Origin of the sequence: Citrobacter sp. CK188 (assembly GCF_030333525.1) — a bacterium.
Taxonomy (GTDB): Bacteria; Pseudomonadota; Gammaproteobacteria; order Enterobacterales; family Enterobacteriaceae; genus Citrobacter_B; species Citrobacter_B koseri.
The window spans coordinates 106,814-120,387 of record NZ_JAOWFU010000024.1; the positions used below are offsets into that span (position 1 = coordinate 106,814).

The 13,574-nt window shown below is 54.9% G+C and carries 15 protein-coding genes; 6 read left to right on the forward strand and 9 right to left on the reverse strand.

Annotated features, from left to right (window positions below; all coding sequences use genetic code 11):
* Window positions 1-66 precede the first annotated feature (66 nt).
* Genes xseB through yajO form a run of 4 tightly spaced genes read left to right on the forward strand, consistent with a single transcriptional unit; the run spans window position 67 to window position 4,135 of the window.
* Window positions 67-309: an exodeoxyribonuclease VII small subunit gene (xseB, locus tag OGV67_RS03195; RefSeq protein ID WP_012133560.1), complete on the forward strand. Its 243-nt coding sequence runs from the start codon at window positions 67-69 to the stop codon at window positions 307-309.
* Window positions 310-1,209 (forward strand): (2E,6E)-farnesyl diphosphate synthase, encoded by a 900-nt coding sequence (gene ispA / locus OGV67_RS03200; protein ID WP_115615008.1) that lies wholly within the window; start codon window positions 310-312, stop codon window positions 1,207-1,209. It abuts the gene before it with no gap.
* 32 nt (window positions 1,210-1,241) lie between these two features.
* The gene (dxs, locus tag OGV67_RS03205) at window positions 1,242-3,104 is read left to right on the forward strand and encodes a 1-deoxy-D-xylulose-5-phosphate synthase (protein WP_047458486.1); all 1,863 of its coding nucleotides are present in this window, start codon (window positions 1,242-1,244) and stop codon (window positions 3,102-3,104) included.
* A gap of 56 nt (window positions 3,105-3,160) precedes the next feature.
* On the forward strand, window positions 3,161-4,135 hold the full coding sequence (yajO, locus tag OGV67_RS03210; RefSeq protein ID WP_024130596.1) for a 1-deoxyxylulose-5-phosphate synthase YajO: 975 nt from the start codon (window positions 3,161-3,163) through the stop codon (window positions 4,133-4,135).
* Window positions 4,136-4,195: 60 nt separating this feature from the next.
* Here yajO and pgpA read toward each other — a convergent pair whose 3' ends face one another.
* From pgpA to nrdR, 6 genes are all read right to left on the reverse strand, one after another.
* Window positions 4,196-4,711: a phosphatidylglycerophosphatase A gene (gene pgpA, locus OGV67_RS03215; protein ID WP_012133564.1), complete on the reverse strand. Its 516-nt coding sequence runs from the start codon at window positions 4,709-4,711 to the stop codon at window positions 4,196-4,198.
* Window positions 4,689-5,666, reverse strand: a complete 978-nt coding sequence (gene thiL, locus OGV67_RS03220) for a thiamine-phosphate kinase (RefSeq protein WP_012133565.1) — start codon at window positions 5,664-5,666, stop codon at window positions 4,689-4,691. The genes pgpA and thiL overlap by 23 nt, the downstream gene beginning before the upstream one ends.
* A 75-nt stretch (window positions 5,667-5,741) precedes the next feature.
* Complete coding sequence (nusB, locus tag OGV67_RS03225) at window positions 5,742-6,161, reverse strand: transcription antitermination factor NusB (protein ID WP_000801129.1); 420 nt, start codon at window positions 6,159-6,161, stop codon at window positions 5,742-5,744.
* A 19-nt stretch (window positions 6,162-6,180) separates the two neighbouring features.
* Window positions 6,181-6,651, reverse strand: coding sequence for a 6,7-dimethyl-8-ribityllumazine synthase (gene ribH, locus OGV67_RS03230; RefSeq protein ID WP_001021161.1), 471 nt, complete (start codon window positions 6,649-6,651; stop codon window positions 6,181-6,183).
* 85 nt (window positions 6,652-6,736) lie between these two features.
* The gene (gene ribD / locus OGV67_RS03235; RefSeq protein WP_115615009.1) at window positions 6,737-7,840 is read right to left on the reverse strand and encodes a bifunctional diaminohydroxyphosphoribosylaminopyrimidine deaminase/5-amino-6-(5-phosphoribosylamino)uracil reductase RibD; all 1,104 of its coding nucleotides are present in this window, start codon (window positions 7,838-7,840) and stop codon (window positions 6,737-6,739) included.
* 3 nt (window positions 7,841-7,843) lie between these two features.
* Window positions 7,844-8,293, reverse strand: coding sequence for a transcriptional regulator NrdR (gene nrdR / locus OGV67_RS03240; protein ID WP_012904816.1), 450 nt, complete (start codon window positions 8,291-8,293; stop codon window positions 7,844-7,846).
* 152 nt (window positions 8,294-8,445) lie between these two features.
* Between nrdR and OGV67_RS03245 the strand changes: the two genes are divergently transcribed.
* Window positions 8,446-8,985 (forward strand): SadB/YajI family lipoprotein, encoded by a 540-nt coding sequence (locus OGV67_RS03245; protein ID WP_024130597.1) that lies wholly within the window; start codon window positions 8,446-8,448, stop codon window positions 8,983-8,985.
* 300 nt (window positions 8,986-9,285) lie between these two features.
* Window positions 9,286-10,140 (forward strand): nucleoside-specific channel-forming protein Tsx, encoded by an 855-nt coding sequence (locus tag OGV67_RS03250; RefSeq protein ID WP_012133569.1) that lies wholly within the window; start codon window positions 9,286-9,288, stop codon window positions 10,138-10,140.
* A gap of 76 nt (window positions 10,141-10,216) precedes the next feature.
* Here the strand turns inward: OGV67_RS03250 and yajD are convergent, their stop codons facing one another.
* From yajD to secD, 3 genes are all read right to left on the reverse strand, one after another.
* Entirely contained in the window at window positions 10,217-10,564 is a 348-nt protein-coding gene (yajD, locus tag OGV67_RS03255) for an HNH nuclease YajD (protein ID WP_047458501.1), read from the reverse strand.
* A 165-nt stretch (window positions 10,565-10,729) separates the two neighbouring features.
* Complete coding sequence (gene secF / locus OGV67_RS03260) at window positions 10,730-11,701, reverse strand: protein translocase subunit SecF (protein WP_024130598.1); 972 nt, start codon at window positions 11,699-11,701, stop codon at window positions 10,730-10,732.
* Between the two features lie 10 nt (window positions 11,702-11,711).
* Entirely contained in the window at window positions 11,712-13,559 is a 1,848-nt protein-coding gene (gene secD / locus OGV67_RS03265) for a protein translocase subunit SecD (RefSeq protein WP_048902403.1), read from the reverse strand.
* Window positions 13,560-13,574 lie beyond the last annotated feature (15 nt).

Sequence of the window (13,574 nt, forward strand, 5' to 3'; positions counted from 1 at the left end):
ATTTGATAATTGCTCTGAGTCCGTTACCATATCAGAGCTGAAAATATTGAGAGTCAGATATTCATTATGCCGAAGAAAAATGAGGCGCCCGCCAGCTTTGAAACAGCGCTGAGCGAGCTGGAACAGATTGTTACCCGTCTGGAAAGCGGCGACCTGCCGCTGGAAGAGGCGCTGAACGAATTTGAACGTGGCGTGCAGCTGGCGCGTCAGGGGCAGGCAAAGTTGCAACAGGCCGAGCAGCGTGTGCAGATTCTGCTGTCTGACAATGAAGATGCATCTCCTGAGCCTTTTACACCGGATAATGAGTAAATGGATTTTTCGCAGCAGCTACAGGCCTGCGTCGAGCAGGCCAACCAGGCGCTGAGCCGTTTTATCGCACCACTGCCCTTTCAGAACACTCCCGTGGTCGAAACCATGCAGTATGGCGCATTATTAGGCGGTAAACGTCTGCGCCCGTTCCTGGTTTACGCAACGGGCAGGATGTTTGGCGTAAGCCTGTCCACGCTGGATGCCCCGGCAGCCGCCGTTGAGTGCATTCACGCTTATTCGTTGATTCATGACGATTTACCCGCGATGGACGACGACGACCTGCGTCGCGGTCTGCCGACCTGCCACGTCAAATTTGGCGAAGCGAATGCCATTCTGGCCGGAGATGCCCTGCAAACGCTGGCGTTTTCTATCATCAGCGATGCCCCGATGCCGGAAGTGGCCGACCGCGACCGCATTGCTATGATTTCTGAACTGGCGAACGCCAGCGGCATCGCCGGAATGTGCGGTGGCCAGGCGTTGGATCTTGATGCCGAAGGGAAACGGGTGCCGCTGGAGGCGCTGGAGCGTATCCATCGTCATAAAACGGGCTCGCTGATTCGCGCTGCGGTTCGTCTTGGCGCGCTAAGTGCCGGAGAAAACGGACGAAACGCCTTGCCGATACTCGATAAGTACGCAGAAAGTATCGGCCTTGCCTTCCAGGTCCAGGATGACATTCTGGATGTGGTGGGCGATACTGCAACGTTGGGTAAACGTCAGGGTGCTGACCAGCAACTTGGCAAAAGTACCTACCCTGCACTTCTGGGCCTTGAGCAAGCCCGGAATAAAGCCCGGGATCTGATCGAAGACGCCCGCCAGTCGTTAACGCAGCTGGCAGACCTCTCACTCGATACCTCGGCACTGGAAGCGCTAGCGGACTACATAATCCAGCGTGATAAATAAACAAACAACAAGTCTTACTTAATAGGCCTCTGATGAGTTTTGATATAGCCAAATACCCGACCCTGGCACTGGTCGACTCCACTTCGGAGTTACGCCTGCTACCAAAAGAGAGTCTGCCGAAACTCTGCGACGAACTGCGCCGCTATTTACTCGACAGCGTCAGTCGTTCCAGCGGACATTTCGCCTCCGGGCTGGGCACGGTGGAGCTCACCGTGGCGCTGCACTATGTCTATAACACCCCGTTTGACCAGTTAATCTGGGACGTGGGGCATCAGGCTTATCCGCACAAAATTCTCACCGGGCGTCGTGATAAAATAGGCACCATTCGTCAGAAAGGCGGTTTGCACCCCTTCCCGTGGCGCGGTGAAAGCGAATACGACGTACTGAGCGTCGGCCACTCCTCTACCTCCATTAGCGCAGGTATTGGCATTGCGGTCGCCGCAGAAAAAGAAGGCAAAGACCGTCGCACCGTTTGCGTCATTGGCGACGGGGCGATCACCGCCGGGATGGCGTTCGAAGCGATGAACCACGCGGGCGATATCAAGCCGGACATGCTGGTCATTCTCAACGACAACGAAATGTCGATCTCGGAAAACGTCGGCGCGCTGAACAACCACCTGGCGCAGCTGCTTTCCGGCAAGCTCTACTCGTCCCTGCGTGAAGGCGGGAAGAAAGTGTTCTCCGGCGTGCCGCCTATCAAAGAGCTGCTCAAACGCACCGAAGAACATATCAAAGGCATGGTCGTGCCAGGCACGCTGTTTGAAGAGCTGGGCTTTAACTATATCGGCCCGGTCGATGGTCACGACGTGCTGGGGCTGATTACCACGCTGAAGAACATGCGCGATCTGAAAGGCCCGCAGTTCCTGCATATCATGACCAAAAAAGGTCGTGGCTATGAACCGGCGGAAAAAGATCCGATCACCTTCCACGCGGTGCCAAAATTCGATCCGTCCAGCGGCTGCCTGCCAAAAAGCAGCGGCGGCCTGCCGAGCTATTCAAAGATCTTCGGCGACTGGCTGTGCGAAACCGCCGCCAAAGACAGCAAGCTGATGGCAATCACCCCGGCAATGCGCGAAGGTTCCGGCATGGTGGAGTTTTCACGTAAATTCCCCGACCGCTACTTTGACGTGGCGATTGCCGAGCAGCATGCAGTGACCTTTGCCGCCGGTCTGGCGATCGGTGGTTATAAGCCGATCGTGGCGATCTACTCCACCTTCCTGCAACGCGCCTACGATCAGGTGCTGCATGACGTCGCGATCCAAAAACTGCCGGTAATGTTTGCTATCGACCGCGCCGGTATCGTCGGCGCTGACGGGCAGACGCACCAGGGCGCGTTCGATCTCTCTTACCTGCGCTGCATCCCGGAAATGGTCATTATGACGCCGAGCGATGAAAACGAGTGCCGCCAGATGCTGTACACCGGCTATCACTATAACGATGGCCCAACGGCAGTGCGTTATCCGCGTGGCAACGCCGTTGGCGTGGAACTGACGCCGCTGGAAAAACTGCCGATCGGCAAAGGACTCGTCAAACGTCAGGGTGAAAAACTGGCGATTCTGAACTTTGGTACGCTACTGCCGGAAGCGGCAAAAGTCGCCGAATCCCTGAACGCGACCTTAGTCGATATGCGCTTTGTGAAGCCGCTGGATGAAACGTTGATTCTGGAGATGGCTGAGCGTCACGAAGCGCTGATCACGCTTGAAGAGAACGCCATTATGGGCGGCGCAGGCAGCGGCGTTAACGAAGTGCTGATGGCGCATCGTAAAGTCGTTCCGGTACTGAATATCGGCCTGCCGGACTTCTTTATCCCGCAGGGTACACAGGACGAGGCCCGCGCGGAACTCGGTCTGGATGCCGCCGGAATTGAGGCCAAAATCAAGGACTGGCTGGCATAATCCCCTCCCCGCTCCTGCTATGCTTAATCAATAACGGGTATAACAGGAGCGGAACAATGCAATACAACACCTTAGGAAAAACAGATCTACGGGTTTCTCGCCTTTGTCTGGGCTGCATGACGTTCGGTGAACCGGATCGCGGCAATCACGCCTGGACGCTACCGGAAGAAAGCAGCCGCCCCATCATTAAGCGCGCGCTTGAAGGCGGTATTAACTTTTTTGATACCGCCAATAGCTATTCCGCAGGCAGCAGCGAAGAGATTGTGGGTCGCGCGCTGCGTGATTTCGCCCGCCGCGAAGAGGTGGTGGTCGCCACCAAAGTTTTTCATCGCGTCGGCGACCTGCCAGAAGGATTATCCCGCGCGCAAATCCTGCGTTCCATTGATGACAGTCTGAAACGTCTGGGTATGGACTATGTGGATATCCTGCAAATTCATCGCTGGGATTACAACACGCCGATAGAAGAGACGCTGGAAGCGCTGAATGATGTGGTGAAAGCCGGTAAGGCGCGCTATATCGGCGCCTCCTCCATGCACGCCGCGCAGTTTGCCCAGGCGCTGGCGCTGCAAAAACAGCACGGCTGGGCGCAGTTTGTCAGTATGCAGGATCATTACAATCTCATCTATCGCGAAGAAGAGCGCGAAATGCTGCCACTGTGCTATCACGAAGGGATCGCGGTGATTCCGTGGAGCCCGCTGGCACGAGGACGACTGACGCGCCCGTGGGGAGAAACCACCGCACGTTCGGTATCCGATGAGTTCGGCAAGACGCTGTACAGCGAGAGCGATGAGAATGACGCACGGATTGCAGAGCGTCTGACGGGCGTCAGTGAGGATCTTGGCGCAACGCGTGCGCAGGTGGCGCTGGCATGGCTATTGAGTAAACCAGGCATCGCTGCGCCGATTATCGGTACATCGCGGGAAGAACAGTTGGATGAGTTGCTCGGCGCGGTGGATTTGACGTTGAAGCCAGAGCAGATTGCCGAGCTGGAAACGCCGTATAAACAGCATCCGGTGGTCGGGTTTAAATAATATTGCCCGATGAGCATGTAGGCCGGATAAGGCATGTATGCCGCCATCCGGCCTACAGGTTTAAAACAATCCGATGGGCCAATGGTGCCCAATGAAATAAAGCAGACCGGCGGAAATAACCCCTGCGACGATATCGTCAACCATTATTCCCATTCCGCCGTGTACGTTACGGTCGAACCAGCGAATCGGCCAGGGTTTCCACATATCCAGAATACGGAAAATCACAAATCCGGCGGCAACCCACTGCCAGTCCATCGTAGGGAGCGCCATCAGGGTGATCCACATCCCGATAAACTCATCCCAGACAATGCTACCGTGATCGTGAACGCCCATATCCTTCGCCGTTCGGTGGCAAAGATAAACGCCAATACAGATCCCCAACATCACCACCAGCGAGTAGAGCTGCCAGGGCAGAAATGTCATCAGATACCAGAATGGGATCGCCGCTAACGACCCCATTGTTCCCGGAATAATCGGGCTGAGGCCGCTGCCAAACCCGGTAGCCAGCAAGTGCCACGGGTTACGCAGGCTCAGCCGACTTTTGGCAACATCTTTATGGCGTGGCAAAATGGTCATATCCTTTCCAGTCAAAAGTGACAGGCTTTCCGTCACGCATGAAGCTGATGCCTTCCACATCCGCACTCATTTGTCCGATGCAGGTAAACGGTACGCCAAGATTCCCCAGCGCCACATCCAGCGCGCCACGGTTCAACTCCGGTACAGTGAAGCATAATTCATAATCTTCACCGCCGGAAAGCGCCCAGCGCAGCGCCTGCCCGGGATCAACATGACGGGTAACCGCCTCAGAATACCGCAGCGCATCCACATCCACCCGCGCACCACAGCCGCTGGCGTTAACGATATGCCGCAAATCAGAAATCAGGCCATCGGAAAGATCGATCGCCGCATTCGCCAGGTCGCGCAGAGCTTGCCCCTGCAAAATACGCGGCGTCGGGCGCAGGTGCCGCTTAATCAAGTAGTCTGCGTCTTTCGCATCCGCCACCTGTAAGCGATGCTGTAAAATCGCCAGCCCAGCGGCGCTGTCCCCCGGCGTGCCGGTGATGTAAATCCTGTCGCCAGGTTTTGCCCCGGAACGCTTGAGCGCGCGTCCCACGGGCACATAGCCATGAATACCCAGCGTCATCGACAGCGGCCCACGCGTGGTGTCGCCGCCAATCAGCTGCATATCGTAGTAATTCAGCAGGTCAAACAGGCTGTCGCTAAACGCTTCCAGCCACGCTTCGTCAACGTCCGGCAGAGTCAGGGCCAGCGTCAGCCAGGCCGGATCGGCCCCCATCGCCGCCAGATCGCTTAAGTTAACCGCCAGCGCTTTCCAGGCCAGATCGGCAGGATCGATATCAGTCAGGAAATGGTTGCCCGCCACCAGCGTATCGGTACTGATCGCCAGCGTCTGTTTTTCAGGAATATTCAGGAGAGCGCAATCGTCACCGATACCGGTTTCGACGTCGAGACGAGAGCTTCTAACACGGTCAAAATAACGGGCAATCAGGGAGAACTCGCCGCATGCCATACGTTATGCCTCAGCAGAAAAAAAGAAAAGGCCGGAGATAGCGGGAATACATCCCGCCACCAGCCGACCTGGAGATTACTTTTTGTTGGGGCGAATCACAGGTGCTGCTTTGTCCAGTACGCCGTTGACGAACTTGTGGCTGTCTTCGGCACCGAAGGTCTTCGCCAGTTCAATCGCTTCGTTGATGGCCACTTTATATGGCACATCGCTACGTTTAGACAGTTCAAACAGCGCAATACGCAGCACAGCTTTTTCTACCTGACCCAGCTCTTCCAGCAGACGAGATAGGTACGGTTTCATCAATCCGTCCAGGTACGCGCTGTTAGTCGCCACCCCGGACAGCAGTTCACGGAAATACAGAACGTCGACATCTTTTACGTCCTGTTCCGCCAGGAACTGGTATTCAACATCAGCGATGTCGTTCTGGGACAACTGCCAGGAGTAGAGCGCCTGAACGGCACACTCACGAGCGCGGCGACGAGCAGCAGGTTTCACGGATTTCCCCTTACAAAAATCAGGCCTTGATGGCTTTCAATACATTAATCATTTCAAGCGCGGTCAGTGCGGCTTCCGCACCTTTGTTGCCAGCTTTAGTGCCAGCACGTTCAATGGCTTGTTCAATACTTTCAGTGGTCAGAACACCAAAGGCTACCGGGATTTCGCTGTCCTGGGCGACGTGCGCCAGGCCGTTGCTTGCACCGCCAGCCACATATTCAAAGTGCGCGGTACCGCCACGAATCACTGTACCCAGCGCAATCACCGCGTCATATTTACCGGTTTTTGCCAATGCGCCAGCCGCCAGCGGCAGTTCATACGCGCCAGGAACCCAAACCACGGTAATATTTTCATCTTTTACCTGACCAATACGCTTCAGGGCGTCAATCGCGCCTTCTAGCAGGCTGTCATTGATAAAATTGTTGAAACGCGCAATGGTGATGGCGACGCGAGCGTCCGGGGTAGCAACGTTAGCTTCAATAATGTTCATATTCTTCCTTCGGGTTCGATATGGCCCCGCAGGGGGGCGGATTTTATCATAATACTCGACGCGCCGCTTCTCTATTTCGAAGCCTTTACGCGGGAATCAAATGCAGGCAAACATCCGGGCCTACATGGCGTATCTCGTTGAATTTAAAATGGGGTGCCTCGCTCAGTTTCTCAAGCCCCGGCAGCACACATAATCCTCGCGCATCACTTCCTAACAGTTTAGGCGCAACATAGACGATAAGCTCGTCCACCACGCCCGCCTGCAACAACGCGCCCGCAAGCACTGGCCCGGCCTCCACCCAGATGCTGTTAATCTGCTGTTTACCCAACAGCATCATCAGCACCACCAGATCCAGATGACCGTTATGCTCCGGCACCCGCAGGCTGCGAACCGTCTCAGGCCAGATGCGGGAATCGTCCTGCGTACGGGCAAACCAGGTTTCTCCCGGCTGCTGCACAATACGGTGCTCCGGCGTCACGCGGTTTTGGCTATCGAGGACAATGCGAATCGGCTGACGCAGGTTTTCCTGCGGATAGAGAGTCTGGGTTGAGGCATCCAGTTCAGGCCACCGAACCGTTAACGCCGGGTCGTCAGCCAGCACCGTCGCGCTGCTGGTCAGAATCGCGTGGCTTTGCGCCCGTAAACGCTGCACATCGCGCCGCGCCTGCGGGGAGGTAATCCACTGGCTTTCACCGCTGGCCATCGCCGTGCGGCCATCCAGCGATGCGCCGAGCTTGAGCTGCACATACGGGAAGCCGGTGCGCATCCGCTTGAGGAAACCTTTGTTCAGCTGTTCCGTTTCGCTCATCATCAGCCCGTGGCTAACGTCGATCCCCGCCTGCTGCAAACGGTACAGCCCACGTCCCGCGACCTGCGGATTGGGGTCCTGCATCGCCGCAACGACCCGCGCCACGCCAGCGGCAATCAACGCATCGCAGCACGGCGGCGTACGGCCATGATGGCTGCACGGTTCAAGCGTGACATACGCGGTCGCGCCTTTGGCTTTGTCTCCCGCCATACGCAGCGCATAAACTTCAGCATGCGGTTCACCCGCGCGATGATGGTAGCCTTCGCCAACAATTTCGCCATCTTTGACGATCACACAGCCTACATTCGGGTTCGGGTGCGTGGTGAAACGCCCGCGCTGCGCCAGCTTCAGCGCACGCGCCATGTAAAACTCATCCAGCATGGCTTAATCCTGTAGGCGAGCAATCTCTTCGCCGAATTCTTTGATGTCTTCGAAACTCCGATAGACGGAGGCAAAGCGGATGTAAGCCACTTTATCGAGCTTTTTCAGTTGCTCCATCACCAGGTTGCCAATCATTTTGCTGGGAACTTCGCGTTCCCCGGTGGCTCGCAGCTGTGATTTGATGTGATTCAACGCCATTTCGACGTCATCAGAGCTGACAGGGCGTTTTTCCAGCGCTCTTAGCATACCGCTGCGCAACTTCTCTTCGTTGAAAGGTTCACGCACATCGTTACTTTTCACTACGCGCGGCATAACAAGCTCTGCCACTTCAAAGGTAGTGAAACGTTCATTACAGACCAGACACTGCCGACGGCGGCGTACGGAAGAGCCCTCACCCACGAGACGAGAGTCAATAACCTTAGTGTCTACGGCGAAACAGAATGGGCAATGCATACGGCGTCCTGACCAGGTGGTTAACAGAAATCTATTTTACCCTGAACTGGCGCGACAACAAAGGCGGAGCACTTTTGAGACAAAGGATCGATACCTTACGCCCCTTTGCGATCTACCATTAGGGTATCGCGACCATGAAGGAAATAATCTACATGACAAGACGTTACCTAAGAATTCTCCTGGTGGGAAGCCTCTTTAGCCTGAGCGCCTGCGCGCAGCAGAGCGAAGTTCGCCAGATGAACCAAAGCGTCAGCACGCTGAATACGGAAATGGCGCAGTTAAACCAGGAAACCGTGAAGATTACTCAGCAAAATATGTTGAATGCGAAATCCACCAGCGGGGTCTATCTGCTGCCGGGTTCAAAAACGCCTGCCCGCCTGAACAGTCAGATCGGTACGCTGCGTATGTCCCTGGTGAATATTGCGCCCAATGCCGACGGCACACGCGTGACGCTGCGTATTCAGGGTGAGTCCAACGATCCGTTACCGGCGTTTAGCGGTACTGTCGAATACGGGCAGATTCAGGGCACCACGGATAACTATCAGGAAGTGAATGTCCAGAATCAACTGATTAACGCCCCGGCCAGCATCCTGGCGCCGAGCGATGTGGACATCCCGTTACAATTAAACGGATTGACGCCCGACCAGTTAGGTTTTGTCCGCGTTCACGATATCCAGCCTGTTAATCAATAAACCTCCGGCGGAGCGTTTTGTGCGTTCCGCAACATCCCTCCCCTGCTTTTTGTTACTCCCCTGACATCACCGCAATTTTTGCTAAAAGTTGGCAACATTCATGAAAGTCAGTACAATCGCCGCGCTTAAAGTACGCAAACGTGAACGCAATCGATTACGTAGATGATAGATCTGTGAAACAAGACATATTTTTGTGAGCAATGATTTCTATAATAGGCTCCGCAGAAACACGAAATATTTAGAAACGCAAATTGCGCCTTTTTCATTCCCTTCAAGGGATTTCAAACAGTGGCATACAATATGAAAAAAACATTACTTGCAGCCGGTGCAGTGCTGGCGCTCTCATCGTCCTTTACTGTTAACGCAGCAGAAAATGACAAACCGCAATACCTTTCAGACTGGTGGCACCAGAGCGTTAACGTCGTAGGCAGCTACCATACCCGTTTCGGACCGCAGCTCCGTAACGATACCTATCTGGAATATGAAGCATTCGCGAAAAAAGACTGGTTCGATTTCTACGGCTATATGGATGCGCCGGTATTCTTCGGCGGTAACACCAACGCGAAGGGGATCTGGAACCACGGTTCCCCGCTGTTCATGGAAATTGAACCGCGTTTCTCTATCGACAAACTGACCGGAGCCGACCTGAGCTTTGGCCCGTTCAAAGAGTGGTACTTCGCTAACAACTACATCTATGACATGGGTCGTAACAAGTCTGGCCGTCAGAGCACCTGGTACATGGGTCTGGGTACTGACATCGAAACCGGTCTGCCGATGAGCCTGTCTCTGAACGTCTATGCGAAGTACCAGTGGCAGAACTACCTGGCTGATAACGAAAACGAGTGGGATGGCTACCGTTTCAAAGTGAAATACTTCGTGCCACTCACCGAGCTGTGGGGCGGTAACCTGAGCTACATCGGTTTCACTAACTTTGACTGGGGCTCCGATCTGGGCGACTCTCAGTACCGTACCAGCAACTCTATCGCATCCAGCCACATCCTGGCGCTGAACTACGATCACTGGCACTACTCTGTGGTGGCTCGTTACTTCCATAACGGCGGACAGTGGGAAAACGGCGCTCAGCCGGTATGGCAATCCGAAACGGTTAAAGCTACCGGTTGGGGTGGCTACCTGGTTGTCGGTTACAACTTCTAAGCTGTTTATTTGCCGCCCGGCCAGCACAGCGCCGGGCACAGAAAGAGCACCGAACGCGCAACGCGCCGGTGCTTTTTTATTTCTTCTGATCCATCATCGCTTTCAGATTAGCGAAAGGGTTATGCATCGCAGCGCCGACATCTTTCTGCGCATCCTCCCCGGCAATAACGGTTGAGCCATACTGATCGGCTTCGGTATATTTCGAATGCTCATGATCGTGACAGTACAGACACAGCAACTCCCAGTTACTGCCGTCTTCCGGGTTATTGGTGTGGTCGTGATCGATATGATGGACGGTTAATTCGCGCAGGTTAGAGTAAACAAATTCGCGAGAGCATCGCCCGCATACCCACGGAAATAATTTGAGCGCCTTTTCACGATAGCCGTTTTCCAGCCGCGTATAGTTTTTAGGGATAATCGCCATAGTGACTCTGTATCTGCGTTGAATGTAGGGTTATGAGCAAGTTTAACACTCTGCGTACCCCATTGCCCGTGAAGGATGCAGAAGCCCGCTTAACCGCAGGCTTTTTTAGCGATAAAAAAATCCCGGCCATACGACCGGGATTCCAGTAATAACGTGACTGCGTGATTAAGGCAGAATAGACGGCTGATCCGCCCCTTCTTTCTCAACTTTCTGCTGCAACATATGCTCGCGCTTCATGCCCAGCTTCAGCGCCAACGCCGAGGCCACGTAGATCGACGATGCCGTACCGATAGAAACACCGATCAGCATGGTCAGAGAGAAGCCTTCCAGTACCGGACCACCGAAGAGGTACAGCATCAGAATCACCACTAACGTCGTCCCGGAGGTGATCAACGTACGGTGCAGCGTCTGGGTCAACGACACGTTAAAGATTTCGTAAGGCGTCCCGCGACGAATTTTGCGGAAGTTTTCACGAATACGGTCAGATACCACGATACTGTCGTTCAGCGAGTAACCGATAACCGACATCAACGATGCAACGATCGTCAGGTCGATCTCAATATGGAACAACGACAGAATCCCTAAGGTGATAATCACGTCGTGCGCCAGCGCGATAACCACCCCCGCAGCCAGTCGCCACTCAAAGCGGAAACCGACATAAATGAGGATAGAGATCAGCGCGACAATCAGCGCCATCGCACCGGTTTGCGCCAGATCGGCGCCCACGCTCGGCCCGACAAACTCAATACGCTTCACGGCGGCGTTCTGGCTGGTGGCTTCGTTAATGACACTCAGCACCTTGCTACCCAGCACCTGACCACCGTCTTCACCTTCCGTCGGCGGCATACGCACCATAATGTCGTGGCTGCTACCGAAGTTCTGCAACAGCGGCTCGGCAAAGCCCGCTTTTTCCAGCGCATCGCGCATCACGTCCATTTCGGCCGGTTTTTCCAGCGTGATTTCGATAACCGTACCACCGGTAAAATCGAGACCCCAGTTAAAACCGCGCACGCCCATCACCACGATGGCCGCAATCAGCAGGAAACCAGAGATGCCGAAAGCCCAGTAGTCCCAGCGCATAAAGTCATAGACTTTACGGCCGTGGTTCAATTGTTCAACAGTATATTCCTGTGCCACATCGCACTCCTCAGATTGACAGCTTGTTGATGCGTTTGCCGCCATACAACAGGTTTACGATGGCACGCGTACCGACAATCGCGGTAAACATCGACGTCGCCACACCGATACCGGTAGTAATCGCGAACCCTTTAATTGCCCCGGTGCCGACTGCGTACAGGATGATGACTTTAATCAGCGTGGTGATGTTCGCATCGAAGATGGAACTAAACGCGCCTTTATAACCTTCATCAATCGCCTGCTGAACCGTACGCCCGTTGCTCAACTCTTCTTTAATACGTTCGTTGATCAGTACGTTGGCGTCGACCGCCACCGCAAGGGTTAGCACAATACCGGCAATCCCCGGCATACTCAGCGTGGCCCCCGGCAGCAGCGACATGATACCGACAATCAATACCAGGTTGGCCACCAGCGCGCTTGTCGCAATCAGACCGAACTTCTTGTAGAAGAAGATCATGAACAGGATGGAGACCACCAGACCGGCCAGACACGCTTCCAGGCCCTGTTTGATGTTCTGCATACCCAGCGTCGGGCCGATAGTCCGTTCTTCAACAATCTGAATCGGCGCAATCAGCGCCCCGGCGCGCAGCAGCAGAGATAGCTGGCGGGCTTCGTTCGGGTTGTTGATACCGGTAATACGGAAGCTGTTGCCCAGGCGAGACTGGATGTTGGCGATGTTAATCACCTCTTCCTGCTTCACCAGTACCGCACGACCGTTGGCATCTTTCTTACCGCTGTCTTTGTACTCCACAAACAAGGTCGCCATCGGCTTGCCGATATTGTCTTTGGTGAAGTTAGACATGATGTTGCCACCTGCGCTATCCAGCGAGATGTTAACCTGCGGTTGGTTGTATTCGTCCTGGCTGGAAGTGGAGTCGGTGATATGGTCACCGGTCAGGATCACGCGTTTGTACAGCACAACCGGCTGGCCTTCGCGCGTCTGTTTCACTTCCGAGTCACCCGGTACGCGCCCGGATGCCGCCGCAGACTGGTCAACGTTGGTGTTTACCAGACGGAATTCGAGGGTCGCGGTAGCGCCCAGAATCTCTTTCGCACGCGCGGTATCCTGAATACCCGGCAGCTCAACGACGATGCGATCCGCACCCTGACGCTGGACAACCGGCTCAGCCACGCCCAATTGGTTTACACGGTTACGCAGAATGTTGATGTTCTGCTGAACGGCATATTCACGCGCTTCGCTCAGACGCGCATCAGACATGACCGCACGCAGCACCGTATTGCCCTGGCTGGTAATCACCAGATCGCGGTGACGCCCGCTCAGATAAGAGATCGCTTCATCACGCGCTTTGTTATCGCGGAACGTGATGCTCAGACCGTAGTTATCTTCTTTGCGAACAGTGGTATAAGGAATGCCTTTTTCACGCAGGTCGCTGCGCAGGCTATCGATATTTTGCTCCTGAAGTTTACCTAACGCGGTGTCCATATCCACTTCCATCAGGAAGTGAACGCCGCCACGCAGGTCAAGGCCAAGTTTCATCGGCTCGGCTTTAATGGCCGCCAGCCAACGAGGCGTTGCCGGAGCAAGGTTAAGCGCCACGACGTATTTATCACCCAGCACGCCAACCAGCGCTTCACGGGCGCGCAGCTGGATGTCGGTGGTGTCGAAGCGCGCAAGAATAGCGCCCTCTTCCAGAGCCACAGACTTAGCGGTAATTTTTTCTTCTTGTAACGTTTTCTGGACCTGGATCAGCGTTTGCTCACTGGCGGCGACGCCGCGCGCGCCAGTGATTTGAACAGCCGGATCCTCACCATACAGGTTGGGAAGTGCGTAAAGCAGGCCGACGACAATCACGACGACCAGCATGATGTACTTCCACAAAGGATAACGGTTTAACACGGCAGTTCCCTTTGG

Coding starts and splice junctions, on each gene's coding strand:
- xseB (WP_012133560.1), top strand. CDS start 67: ATGCCGAAGAAAAATGAGGCGCCCGCCAGCTTTGAAACAGCGCTGAGC.
- ribH (WP_001021161.1), bottom strand. CDS start 6,651: ATGAACATTATTGAAGCTAACGTTGCTACCCCGGACGCTCGCGTCGCC.
- pgpA (WP_012133564.1), bottom strand. CDS start 4,711: ATGACCATTTTGCCACGCCATAAAGATGTTGCCAAAAGTCGGCTGAGC.
- thiL (WP_012133565.1), bottom strand. CDS start 5,666: ATGGCATGCGGCGAGTTCTCCCTGATTGCCCGTTATTTTGACCGTGTT.
- nrdR (WP_012904816.1), bottom strand. CDS start 8,293: ATGCATTGCCCATTCTGTTTCGCCGTAGACACTAAGGTTATTGACTCT.
- ribD (WP_115615009.1), bottom strand. CDS start 7,840: ATGCTGGATGAGTTTTACATGGCGCGTGCGCTGAAGCTGGCGCAGCGC.
- OGV67_RS03250 (WP_012133569.1), top strand. CDS start 9,286: ATGAAAAAAACATTACTTGCAGCCGGTGCAGTGCTGGCGCTCTCATCG.
- OGV67_RS03245 (WP_024130597.1), top strand. CDS start 8,446: ATGACAAGACGTTACCTAAGAATTCTCCTGGTGGGAAGCCTCTTTAGC.
- ispA (WP_115615008.1), top strand. CDS start 310: ATGGATTTTTCGCAGCAGCTACAGGCCTGCGTCGAGCAGGCCAACCAG.
- dxs (WP_047458486.1), top strand. CDS start 1,242: ATGAGTTTTGATATAGCCAAATACCCGACCCTGGCACTGGTCGACTCC.
- yajD (WP_047458501.1), bottom strand. CDS start 10,564: ATGGCGATTATCCCTAAAAACTATACGCGGCTGGAAAACGGCTATCGT.
- yajO (WP_024130596.1), top strand. CDS start 3,161: ATGCAATACAACACCTTAGGAAAAACAGATCTACGGGTTTCTCGCCTT.